This is a genomic window from Romboutsia sp., assembly GCF_056995035.1.
Genome location: NZ_JBXKIW010000074.1, coordinates 51,084 through 63,802, shown reverse-complemented (window position 1 = coordinate 63,802; position 12,719 = coordinate 51,084). Strand labels below are relative to the sequence as shown.

The following is a 12,719-nucleotide window of genomic DNA, read 5'->3' as shown; positions in this document are numbered from 1 at the left end:
TCTTTATATAATACAATTTAATTATAAGTTAAGTACTTAAATCTCTACTCTAAATATAGTATCACTTAATCTCTATATTTGAACTATAAAATATAATTTTTATAAAAAAGTCTTCAATTGAAGATTTATAAGGAATACTTTTTTGAAGCACATAGTTTATATTTAAATAAATATGGTATATAATTTGTATAATTATATACCATAAGAGTTTTACCAGTATAGTTAATTTTTCTTTTCTAAACAGTTTTCAGGAGTGAAATATATGAGTTCCCATTTACCATCTTTATTTTTCTTGTAATCAGCTATCTTTATATCATATCCATTAGTTAGTTGATAGAAAAGAACATAGTATTCATTCCCACTTTTGTCTTTAAAATATACCTTTTTCTCGTATCCATCTTGCTTGACATCTACATCACCCTCTACTAAAGAACACCAATCTTTATATTTAATTTCTACAACAAACTCAGCATCATAATTCCAACCATGATAAGGTGCACATAAATAATTTTCAGGTCCATATTGCATATCTTTTATCTTATATACTCCATTTTCTTCAGTCATATATATATATCCATAATAATAAGCAAAAACACCTTTTTTTTCATTAGTACCTTCTATTATTTCTAGCTCAACAAAATATTTAAGATCTTCTGGATTATTTTCATCTTTAGGAACTTCCTTTAGTTTAATTAAATTAATATGCAACTTATTTTCAAATGATTTTAAATATTCCTCATAGCTATGATTTTTCTTGTATGAATTTGATAAAAAGTTGTAAGCTACAGGATAAGGCACTGTTGCATAACCTAAAGTTCCACACCCTGTTTTAGTTTCATCAATTGGATTTGCAGCTTCTCTTAAGACGCTAAAGTAATTTATTATAGTATCTTCTGGAGTTTTTAAAAGTTCATTAGGTATTTTTAAGTTTAATTTTTCATTTCCATACACCATATCATATAGTGAAGTTTCAATCTTATCATTTAATATAGGTAACTTTGATGGCCTAAAATATCGCTCTATCATCTCGGTCTGATTGTACTCATCATTTCTTTTATCGTATTTTACTTCACACTGTTTTAAATGGTGTCCACCTAATATTAAATCTTGTTTATTACTTTCATTGGCATTTGATATTACTTTTGTTGCCATTAAAGCTACTAAAATCAAAGTTGTCATTTTTGTCTTTATCATATGTTAATCTCCTTTTTGTTTTAGTAACCTTATTATTCTCATTTTAAAGTTTAAAAACACAAATAATTAATTCTCTCTATATGATTAACATTTATAATAATATTTTTATTTACTTTTAAAAAAATACATCGCAGGTATATTCAAAAACTAAATATACTTTTGATGTATAAAGACTCTTTATTTAAATTCATTAAAGTGATTTTCTAATATTTTATTTATAATTTTGTCACTTTTATATTTTCTTCAAACATTACAATTACTTTGTTTCACAAGCTCTCGACAGATTTTCATTTAATATAAAGTCCTTGTATTAAAAAAAGAGTACGTTAAAATTATATAAATAATTTTAATGTACTCTTTTACCCCAAGCCCACCCTTACTTTTCTAAATTAACATCTGGTAGTAAATAGTCAAATGTAATTTTGTTATGCCTACAAACTTGGTAGGACTTACATTAATTGTATTAAGCTAAATATTAATTAATTTGTATCGCTTTTAATACTCCTCAGTCTAAAACAATTAATAAACTTTAACCCGCTTATTATAGGTTTAATGTTCACCTTTAGAAAAGTTTCCTATATATTTTATATTAATTCAGTTGTCCAATTTTTTTCTTGTATTTTTATATCTAATTCTCTATATTTTTTAGCCAATAAGTCGATTTCCTTTTGTAAATTTGATACATTTACAACTGTAACAAACTTAACTTCTGATTGACTATATCTATCCTGCTTTATAGTAGCTTCTTCAACTGCTGAAACTAATATATTTCTTTTTCTTTTTATGTTATCTCTTGTTGAAATAGCATCCATTAATGACATTTCTTCATCAAACATTGCCAAAGAATTAGTTTTATTTATTCTCTTTACTAAACTTTCAAGTTCTTCTAGTACTTTATCTAACTCTTTTAAAAGCTCACTAGGTTTTTCTAAGCATTCTTCACCTTCTTGAACTTTTACGTTGTTGATTATACGAGTTTTTAATCCATAAGTCTTATTTTGATAATCTGCTCTAAGCATTAAAGCTTCTGCTATTTTCATATTTATCTCCCCTTATAATACATAAATCCTATTAAATTAACGCTTATAAGATTTAACTTTACTGAAAATTGTATTTTGTTTTACTTATTTCATACATATAATAATTTACTTTTGTTTAATAATTCCATTCTAACATATTATTATAAGACTTCAAATACATTTTTCATTCTATCCATATACTCTTTTAATATAGTTGAAGTATATTTTATTTACTACACCAATGATTATTTAATTTTACTGATTATTATCTAATATGAAATTATTACTTTTTAAAAGTTCCTCTTTACTTAAATAAATATCCTCTACCTTTATTATATTTATTTCCTTTTGGGCAACTTTTTCATCATATACTCTAACGCTTTGAGCTCTTATAAGTTTATCTAAATAACTTTTTATCATTAAACCATTTCTTAAACTTAAGTTTTTATTATTATAAAACTCTATTATAGTATTGTTTAATAAGTCATTTGCACCGTCGGTTAAAGTAAATTTTTTATCAGTTAAGATATTTATAGCAATATTGAAAAGTTCTTTTTCGCTGTAATCTTCAAAGTCAAAATGTAATGGGAATCTATAATTTAAAGAAGGATTAGAAAGCATTAATTTTCTTATACCATCTCTTTCTCCACTTAAAACTATAAATATTTTATTTTTATTTTGATCTAAAAACTTTATTAAAGAAGAAACTATTTCGCTATAATTCTCTTGTTTCGCCAATAAATCAGCCTTGTCTATTAATACTGTCTTTTCTAAAAATTTATTAAAAACATCCTCTAGTTTCATGCCTGAGTTAAGCATTGATATAAGTTCATTAGTGTCTATTTGTACAATACTTTTCGCTTTTACTATTCCCATGCTATAATACATTTCTGATAATATATTTAGAATAGTCTTTTTCCCAGTACCAATTTCACCTGTGAAAATCATATTTCTATACTTATTTATATCGCTTCTTATACCCGCTTTTTCTCTTCTCTCTTGAGTTTTTACAAGCTTATATTGATTTTTTAAAAATTCCTTTGCTTTATCATTGTAAATCAATTTATTTAGTTTTTCCTCTAAATCAAATTCATTTTCATATTCTGATACATTTATTTTTTCTATATCCTTAATAGTTATTAAATTCATTTCATAAACACTTATATCATTTTCGGCAATTCTTATACTTTGGTTTCTAATTAGATTTTCAACGTAGTTTCTAACCATTCTTCCATTTCCTGATTGAGAATCTGATTTTTCATAAATATCTACAAAACTCTTTTTAAGAGCTGCATATGCATTTTTAGATAACTTAAAGCCTTTTGATTCTATTATTTTTATAGACATTTCAAATAATTCATTTGGGTTGTAATCTTCAAAATTAGTCCATAGTGGAAATCTTGATTTAAGCCCAATGTTTACATCAAAGAAATTTTCCATTTCCTCTTCATAGCCTGCAAGGATAACTATAACATCTTTTGAATAGTCTTCTATAAGCTTAAGTAATGTTTCTACAACTTCCCTCCCTAATGAATCATTTGCAAGGGTATAAGCTTCATCTATAAATAGTATTCCGCCTATAGCTTCCTTGAACTTTTCTTCAGTTTTCTTTGAAGTCTCCCCTGGTATTTCTGATACAAAGCTTGACCTATCTGTTTCTATAAGTTGACCTACTTTTAAAAGACCCATACTATTTAGCATTTCTGCTACAAGTCTTGCTATACTTGTTTTTCCTGTACCTGGATTACCTGTAAACACCATGTTTAAGTTTTGGTCTATTTTTGTATTTACACCTACTGATTTTCTTTTTTCTTGAGCTACTATTAATTTATATTGGCTTCTTAAAAGCTCTTTAACATCAGAAAGACCTATTATTTCACTTAACTTTTCTTCTAAGTTAAATTGAGCCTTAGCTTTAAAGTTAAAGTTATCTCTTTCTAATAAATCTATTTGTTTTGAAGTTGAAGTTAAATATTCTTTAGATGCATCTAGTATTGCATTTTCAACTATGTTTCTTACAAATCTAGCATTTCCTAAATCATTTTTCCCAATTATTTGATTTCTGGTAAACAAATCTATTAAATCATATTTTACATTTTTAGCTATCTTGTATCCTTTAGATTTAGCAATATTTACTGCTATTTCATACATTTCTGAAGGTCCATAATCTTCAAAATGTATTACGTTTGGAAATCTTGATTTAAGACCTGGGTTAAAAGATAAAAATTCCTCCATATCTTTTTCATAACCTGCAAGTATTACTACTAAATCATCACGATTGTCTTCAACTCCTTTAAGTAATGCGTCTACTATTTCTTTTCCTAATTTATCTTCATTACTTTCACATAAAGAGTATGCTTCATCTATAAACAGTAACCCACCTACTGCAGAATTTATAATATCATTAGTTCTTTTTGCTATATCATTTAAATTATCAGTAATGAAATCTGCTTTGCTAACTTCTTTATATATGCCTTTTGTCAATATACCTAAAGCATTTAGATATTCATAAGTTACTCTAGCTGCATTAGTTTTTCCAGTACCTGCATTACCTGCAAAAATCATATTCATAGATATATTTGAAGTTTTAAGACCTAATCTCTGTCTTATTTTTTGTACTTTATAGTTATTTTTTATATTGCCTATAAATTCTTTGAGTTCCCTCATACCTATTATAGAGTTTAACTTGTATTTTACTTCTTCTAGTGTTGATATTGAATATTCACTTAAATTAAATGTTCCTATATCACTTTTCCAGTATATATCATTATTTTCTATATATATCATTATCGTGCTTTTGGGCTCTATTTCTTCTTCTCTTATTAAGTTTTCTACAGGCTTGCATAATTTGTATGATACATATTCATATATTCCAAAATTACTATCTTTTTTATAGTTATCTTGAAGGAATTTACAAATTCCAAAATATTCATTTTCACTATCATTTTCATCTAAATCTAATATGACGTTTATTTTTAATTTATTTTCTATTTTTTTGATAGTTTGTAATATCTCTTTTTTTATTATTCTATTTCTTTCGTGTTTATCTAGTTTCTTGGTATGTAATATATCATCTACCTTATCTTTAAACTCTTTTCCTAATAATTTTTCTATATCAAGATTTTCATCAGTAGAAGTAAATATTAAAAATTTATTATGGCATATAATTTCATTTATTCTATTTTTATCATCTTTATCTGCATCTACTAAAAATGCATTCTTTATTACATAATCATTTTTTAAAGTTATACACGTATTTGGATAAAGGTCTCTTATAGTATTTAACATTTCTTCGCTAGCTTGTTCTATATTTTTAAATAATACACACTGTGAAGAACTATTAAGTTTTTCATACAAATCCGTTAAAAAAGCATTGTAGCCTAAGTTAAAATCATAAGATGATAAGTCTATTTCATCTACCTCTTTGTTATTTGCTAAATCTAGTTCTTCAAGGTTATTAAATAACAATCTAATACTAGTTTTTTTAGAGGTTTCTTTTTCTCCTATTACAAACAGTATTCCTTTTTCTTGTTTTGAAAGCTTCTCTTCAAAGTATGTACATAATTTATTTAAAAATTTTTCTTGCCCTATTAACTCTTTATTTAACTTCTTTTCTATTTCTAGAATTTTTGATTTTATATCTTCGCTTATCATAAGTTTATACCTCTCTAATTTGCAACCTTATAGATATTATTAGTATTTATTAGGTGATTTATTTATATATTTTTGTTCATTAAATTACTTTCTTTTTCAATTATTATATGGTGAGTAACCACATTACACTATTTGATCTATAATGTAGTAATACTTATCTTTATAATTTTATTTTTATAAAAAAGTCTTCATTTGAAGATTTATAATGAAGACTTTTTAAATCTAGTATTAAGTTTAAATATATTTATTTTGCATTATATACATCTAAATATAAATACCCATTTCCTTGAAGTTTTCTTGAAAACTTCAACGGTACTGTACATTTTATAAGTTGAGAATAGTATTCTGATTCTGTTATCTTTCTGCCAAACTCTTTATTTGCCCATTCTATTAAAAGAGCTAAAGCACCACTTACATGCGGTGTTGCCATACTTGTACCACTTAAAGTTGCATAAGTTTGATTTTTATAAGTAGATAAAATGTTAACACCAGGGGCTACTATATCTACATATTTATTTGAATTAGTAAATGTTGCAATATTTTTGTTAGAATCTATTGCTCCTACTACTATAACTTCATCATAAGCACCTGGATAATCCAACTCATCTGTATTTGCATTTGCATTATCTCCTCTATTTCCCGCTGCACATACTACTAATATATTATTATTTACGGCTTTAGTAACTGCATTGTGTAACTCTTTACTATCTTGTGGACCTCCTAGAGACATTGATATAATATCTACTCTTTGAGCTACTGCATAATTTATAGCATTTATAATCCACTCTATACGACCACTACCATTTTTATCTAATGCTTTTAAAATTAATAATTTCGCATCAGGTGCTACACCTGTAACTCCAACTTTAGTAGTATTTCCTGCTATAGTTCCTGCTACATGAGTTCCATGACCTTGATAATCTTTATATATATTAGGATTTGAATTATCATCAGTAGTAAAATTTCTACCTCCAATTATTCTTCCTGTTAAAGCTGGATGCTTTGTATCACAACCCGTATCTATAATAGCTACAACTACTCCTTTTCCTGTATAGCCTTTCGACCATAAATTTGTTGCATTAATCATATTAATACCATAAGGAATAGTATATGCTAAGTCAGTTACTTCACTTTCTATAGTAAAAGGTACTAAGTTTAAATTTTCATTCATAATATATCATCCTTTTATATAAAATACATTTATGTTATATAAACGGTAAATAATTGTTATAGTTTATTCTTACATATTACCATTTATATTTCATTATAAAATATGGATTTAAATACAAAAGGGTTACACCTTACAACATTAAAAATAAGCCTAGATTATTTGAATCTAGGCTTATCTTATCTTTATATTAATTTTTCACTATCTTTTTCAATTGCAAACTCTGTGTTCATATTTTTATCTTGCATATCTTTATTATAAGCTTCTTTGTTATTTGATACTTTTTTATAGCTTTTTAATTCTCTAACTAAGATTATTACAGTAACAGAAGTTGCTATAAAGTCTGAAATAGGTTGTGCTAACCAAACTCCTTTTAGTTGTAAAAATCTAGGTAATATAAGTATAGCTGGTATTAATAGTATCACTTGTCTTAGTAAACTTAAAAACATTGCTATTTTAGCTTTTCCTATAGATTGTACATAGTTACTTCCTGTTATAGATATACCTATTATAGGAAGCATAAATAAGTAAATTCTTATGCCCTCTACAGATACTTTCATGAATTTTTCATCTTTATTAAATAAACCTATAATCACCTCTGGGAAAATTTGTATTATAAATGCTCCTATACATAATATAATCGTAGCTACTGTAACTGATGCTAAATATGCTTTTTTCGCTCTATCATATTGTTTCGCTCCATAATTAAATCCTATTATTGGCTGTGCTCCCTGATTTAGTCCAAATATAGGCATTAAAAAAATCATAGCTATTGAAGATATTGTGGTCATTGCACCTATTGCTAAATCTCCACCATATACTTTTAGTACAAGATTAGATATTACTAAAACCATACTAGCTGCAATTTGCATAGAAAATGGTGATAATCCTATGGCAAATACACCTAAGACTAAATTTTTATCTAACTTTAAACTACTTTTAGTAAACTTTAAATTAGATTTCCCACATAAATAATATGCCATTGTCAAAATTGCTGTAAGTGCTTGTGATAAAACTGTTGCAATCGCTGCTCCTTGTATTCCCATATTAAATGTAAATATAAATAGTGCATCTAGTATTATATTTGTTATACATCCTATTATCATAATTCCTGCTGATATTTTAGGACTTCCATCAGCTCTTATTGAATGATTTAGTGAAAATGCAAGTAAGTTCACTATAGTTCCCATAAGTATTATGTTAATATATGATTTAGCATAAACTAAAGTATTTTCACTTGCTCCGAATAACATAAGTATTTTATCAGAAAATATTAGTCCTATGATTGTAAGTATACTACCTATTACTATACATAACGTAATTGCATTTCCTATTAATTTTTGTGCTTCTTCTTTTTTTCCTTGACCTAATTTTATAGATATATTAGTTGTCGTTCCTAATCCTATTAGCATACCAAACGCCAATATTATAGTTGCAATAGGCATTGTAACTCCTAGCCCTGTGATAGCTAAAGGACCTACACCTGGTATATTTCCTATAAATATTCTATCTACTACATTGTATAAACCATTAACCATCATACCTATTATCGCCGGTATGGAGTATTTTAACAATAATTTATAAACCGATTCTGTCCCTAGCATTTGTTGTGAACTCATTTTTTTACTCCTCCTTCATTTATATAAAAATTTTACATAACATAGTTTTACTTAAAACTATTTGCAAAAATAAAATTTATTATCTGAGTATTTTATTTTGTCCTAAATTATATAATTAAATCTCACATCAGTGAACGCAAAAAAAACATATATGATACACTTAATTCATCGCTAAGAAAACTAAGCAGTATTCATAAAATGTCTTTTAATCATTTTACCATAAATCAACTAACAAATATAGGGACTAATTTTCATATAAAGGTAAAAAGTGGTTATAAAAATGAGTATGTCAGCATGATTACTAATTCATTGTATCACCTATATAAGCAGTATAAACATTGATCTAGATCAATGTTTATACTGCTTATATAATTTCTTGAATTTATTTATTTTCTTGTAGTTTTTCATCTATATCTTTAGTCATACATACTCTAAGATAATTTATATCATCTAATATAGACCTATGGACTACATTCTCAGTTTTAAAATTGCATAATTTAAATATCATTTGTATAAAATATCCTAAACCTAAAGCAGTTATAACCGTACCTATTCCAGCTTTACCACCTAATAAATAACCTACGATTAGTGCCCCTAATTCCATTACACCTCTTATTAATTTTACAGATTTATTAGTCCTTTTTTGGAAAGCAACCATCATGCCATCTCTAGGTCCGCTACCTAATCCACTTCCAATATAAAGTATCATTCCAAATGACATTAATATCATACCTACGCATAGCATTACAATACCTCCTAGTAAGCTATTAGATATAGGAATCATATTACTGAATAATATCATGTCTAGGAAAGTTCCTATAAATATCATATTAAATACAGTACCCCATCCTACATTTTCCCCTAGTATAGCATCAAGTACTACTACTATAAAACCTACCCCGATTGTAGCTGTTCCTATTGTTATACCCATTTTATTTGCTATTCCTTGGTGAAGTACATCCCATGGTGATAAACCTAAGTTAGCATTTATCATAAATGCTATCGATAGTGAGCATATAAATAGCCCTATGAATAATTTTATAAATCTTAATATCGTTTGTTTTACCATTTTTATCAACTCCCCTGAATAATATTTTGTGCTCGTTTTTAATTTTACTTCCCCCTATCATTCAATTAATAAACTCATTCACTGAACATGTTTATTAATTGAATGATAAACGTTTCTAAATCCTTTGTCAATATTTTTATTTTCTATATTTTTCTGCTATAATTACAATAACTTAACCGTATAATTTCGATTAAATATTAAGAATATATTGGTTTAGATAAAGAATCTAATTAATCATGTACTAATACCTTAGTATATAAAAAAGGAGTTTTAATATGGAAAATCCACAATTAACAGCTCGCCAAGAGCAAGCTATACTAACAAGGCAAAATATTTTTAATGCTACAATTAATTTGATAAATGAGTTAGAATTTAGCAAAGTAACTATTCGTGCTATATGTAAAAAGGCTGGTGTGTCTGTTGGAACTTTTTATATATATTTCTCTTCAAAGGACGATATTTTATTAGAGATGTATAGATTATCTGATAACTTACTTCATACTTATGATTTAAATTCAATCTCCCCAACAGATGCTATATTAGATATTGCTTCTTATACAATTTCTAATACGATTTTAAAATTTGATAAAACTATATTAAAAGAAATTTATCGAATTCATTTATCTTCCAAAAATGAATATTTTTTATCTGAAGATAGAGTATTATTTAAATCAATTTATCAAATAATTTGTTATTGCAGTGAAAATAATTTGTTGCTAGTTGATCTAGATATAAAAAAATTAACTTGGAAAATACATATTTTTACAAGAGGTATTGTATTTAATTGGCTTATAAGTAATTCTTGCGAGGACTTATTAAAGCTTGCTATAGATGATTTACAAATGTATTTAAAACTATTTATTAAATCAAATGAATAGTTTTCACTAACCAATTTCCATGCATATTAAAAACACTCATTAATCTAATAAATTTAAATAATTTAATTTTCATACGTTATCTCTTTTCTAAATTTATATATTGAATATAAATTTTGATTATTATCTACAATCCATGGTAAAATTATATATATCATAAATGTTAGGATGTGATTTTTTGCCTTCACTTAGAACAAATAAGGTTAGTTGTGATAGCTATAGATGTGAAATTGAAGTTACTCTTGAAGTTATTGGTGGTAAATGGAAATCCCTTATACTATGGAACTTAGGTATTCATGAATCTATTCGCTACAATGAATTTAGAAATATGATACCTGATATAAGCCAAAAGATGTTAACTCAACAGCTAAGATTTCTAGAAAAGAATCTGCTTATAAATAGAAAAATCTATAATCAAGTTCCCCCTATGGTTGAATATTCACTTACTAATTTAGGTAAAAAGCTATTACCTATCTTAAATGAAATGGATATTTGGGGTAAGGAATTTGTTAATGAATTTTCAAAAGAAAAATAGAAAGTTAAACTTTCTATTTTTCTTTATTTAAATATATTTAATGCTATATCTTTTCCATATCCATAATCATCCTTGTATTTGTAAATGTAATTAATAGATATAACAATAGATAGAACTTCTGCTAGTGGTACAGAAATCCAAATTCCATTTACACCTATAATTTTAGGTAATATCAATATACCTCCTACTATAAATATAAAGGTTCTAAAAAATGATATTATTGCAGATACTTTACCATTTGAGAATGCTGTAAACATTGATGATGTAAAAATATTAACACCTGTAATTAAGAAACTTGTCCCGAATATAATAAGTCCATTATATCCTATATCATATACATTGCTTCCTTTAGAAAAAAATATTTCAACTATGCTTGATGCTGATATCATAAATATTATATATGAAGATATAGAACTTACAGCTATAAATATAGCACTATATTTTATTATTTTCCTTGTTTGTTTTTTATTTTGTTCGCCATAGCTATAACTTATAACTGGCGCCACACCCGATGAAAATCCTATATAAATAGCTGTTACTAAAAACTGACCATATAACACAATACTCATGGCTGCTACTCCATCAGATCCTAAATATTTCATCATAATAATATTAAAAAGCATTGTAGTTACTCCTGTAGCTAAATTTGTAATCATTTCAGACGAACCATTTATGCATGTTTTTATTAACATATCTAAGTCAAATTTAGGTTTCACGAAATAAAGTGTCTCTTTATTTTTTATAAAATATAAAGTCCCTAATATAGAAGGTATTAAATTTCCCATTCCTGTTGCCAGTGCCGCTCCTAAAATTCCCATATCCATCAGTACTATGAATATGTAATCTAAAAGCATATTAGAAACTCCACCTATTACTGTTAATATTAGCCCTACTTTAGGCTTACCTGCTGTTATTGTAAGAATTTGATACAACAAGTTAATAATATATGAAGATACAAATATTAACGACATCATAAGATAATCTCTACAATACTTGTACAGTTCATCTGTCGAACCTAATAAATATATTATTTTATCTGAGAAAATATATCCTATAATTCCAATTATAATTCCAATCACAAGTCCTGTTATAATTATTAACGTAAAATTTTGCCTTGCTTCATCATTTCTACTTTCACCTAGTTTTTTAGCTATGACTGCACTTCCTCCACTAGCTAACATTACACCTACTCCAATTACAGTATTTATAAATGGATATATTACATTAAATGCTGAAAGAGCATCTGTATTTATAAATCTCGATACAAAAACTCCATCAACTATACTATATAAAGACATAAATATTAACATAACTATTGATGGCATTGTGAATCTTATAAGTGATGATAATTTAAAATTTTGTGATATTGAGTTTTCCATAAATATAAACTCCTTTCTTTTCTTCTAAAATCTATCCTGATATTCTACTTTAAGTAGAATCAATTTTCAAATTTTTATTGACTTGAATACTTATCTATAGAACATACAACTTTTTTACCATCTTTTTTAACTAGTTTTAGCTTTATATTTCTTTAAAATTCATTTGATATCTCTTCTTTAAGCTTATCTACTACTTTTAACTTACTT

9 protein-coding genes are annotated in these 12,719 nt (G+C 26.1%); 2 read left to right on the top strand and 7 right to left on the bottom strand.

Translation table 11 applies throughout. The features are described from left to right. Window positions 1-222 precede the first annotated feature (222 nt). The 6 genes from AC11VW_RS11670 to AC11VW_RS11645 all read right to left on the bottom strand — a co-directional run bounded on the left by AC11VW_RS11670 (window position 223) and on the right by AC11VW_RS11645 (window position 9,723). Window positions 223-1,194 (bottom strand): hypothetical protein, encoded by a 972-nt coding sequence (locus AC11VW_RS11670; RefSeq protein WP_484301597.1) that lies wholly within the window; start codon window positions 1,192-1,194, stop codon window positions 223-225. A gap of 584 nt (window positions 1,195-1,778) precedes the next feature. After that, the gene (locus tag AC11VW_RS11665; RefSeq protein ID WP_484301596.1) at window positions 1,779-2,234 is read right to left on the bottom strand and encodes a DIP1984 family protein; all 456 of its coding nucleotides are present in this window, start codon (window positions 2,232-2,234) and stop codon (window positions 1,779-1,781) included. A 234-nt stretch (window positions 2,235-2,468) separates the two neighbouring features. Further along, window positions 2,469-5,867 (bottom strand): AAA family ATPase, encoded by a 3,399-nt coding sequence (locus AC11VW_RS11660; protein ID WP_484301595.1) that lies wholly within the window; start codon window positions 5,865-5,867, stop codon window positions 2,469-2,471. 244 nt (window positions 5,868-6,111) lie between these two features. Beyond that, a complete protein-coding gene (locus AC11VW_RS11655) occupies window positions 6,112-7,038 on the bottom strand; it encodes a S8 family peptidase (RefSeq protein ID WP_484301594.1) in 927 nt (308 codons plus the stop codon). Between the two features lie 182 nt (window positions 7,039-7,220). Further along, window positions 7,221-8,654 (bottom strand): MATE family efflux transporter, encoded by a 1,434-nt coding sequence (locus tag AC11VW_RS11650; protein WP_484301593.1) that lies wholly within the window; start codon window positions 8,652-8,654, stop codon window positions 7,221-7,223. 382 nt (window positions 8,655-9,036) lie between these two features. Then, a complete protein-coding gene (locus AC11VW_RS11645; protein WP_484301592.1) occupies window positions 9,037-9,723 on the bottom strand; it encodes a YczE/YyaS/YitT family protein in 687 nt (228 codons plus the stop codon). 275 nt (window positions 9,724-9,998) lie between these two features. Between AC11VW_RS11645 and AC11VW_RS11640 the strand changes: the two genes are divergently transcribed. Continuing rightward, entirely contained in the window at window positions 9,999-10,601 is a 603-nt protein-coding gene (locus tag AC11VW_RS11640; RefSeq protein ID WP_484301591.1) for a TetR family transcriptional regulator, read from the top strand. A gap of 175 nt (window positions 10,602-10,776) precedes the next feature. After that, entirely contained in the window at window positions 10,777-11,133 is a 357-nt protein-coding gene (locus AC11VW_RS11635; protein ID WP_484301590.1) for a winged helix-turn-helix transcriptional regulator, read from the top strand. Window positions 11,134-11,156: 23 nt separating this feature from the next. On the opposite strand, the gene AC11VW_RS11630 is transcribed toward AC11VW_RS11635, so the two are convergent. Continuing rightward, on the bottom strand, window positions 11,157-12,512 hold the full coding sequence (locus AC11VW_RS11630) for an MATE family efflux transporter (RefSeq protein WP_484301589.1): 1,356 nt from the start codon (window positions 12,510-12,512) through the stop codon (window positions 11,157-11,159). Window positions 12,513-12,719: the final 207 nt, after the last annotated feature.

Coding starts and splice junctions, on each gene's coding strand:
- AC11VW_RS11640 (WP_484301591.1), top strand. CDS start 9,999: ATGGAAAATCCACAATTAACAGCTCGCCAAGAGCAAGCTATACTAACA.
- AC11VW_RS11670 (WP_484301597.1), bottom strand. CDS start 1,194: ATGATAAAGACAAAAATGACAACTTTGATTTTAGTAGCTTTAATGGCA.
- AC11VW_RS11665 (WP_484301596.1), bottom strand. CDS start 2,234: ATGAAAATAGCAGAAGCTTTAATGCTTAGAGCAGATTATCAAAATAAG.
- AC11VW_RS11655 (WP_484301594.1), bottom strand. CDS start 7,038: ATGAATGAAAATTTAAACTTAGTACCTTTTACTATAGAAAGTGAAGTA.
- AC11VW_RS11630 (WP_484301589.1), bottom strand. CDS start 12,512: ATGGAAAACTCAATATCACAAAATTTTAAATTATCATCACTTATAAGA.
- AC11VW_RS11650 (WP_484301593.1), bottom strand. CDS start 8,654: ATGAGTTCACAACAAATGCTAGGGACAGAATCGGTTTATAAATTATTG.
- AC11VW_RS11645 (WP_484301592.1), bottom strand. CDS start 9,723: ATGGTAAAACAAACGATATTAAGATTTATAAAATTATTCATAGGGCTA.
- AC11VW_RS11660 (WP_484301595.1), bottom strand. CDS start 5,867: ATGATAAGCGAAGATATAAAATCAAAAATTCTAGAAATAGAAAAGAAG.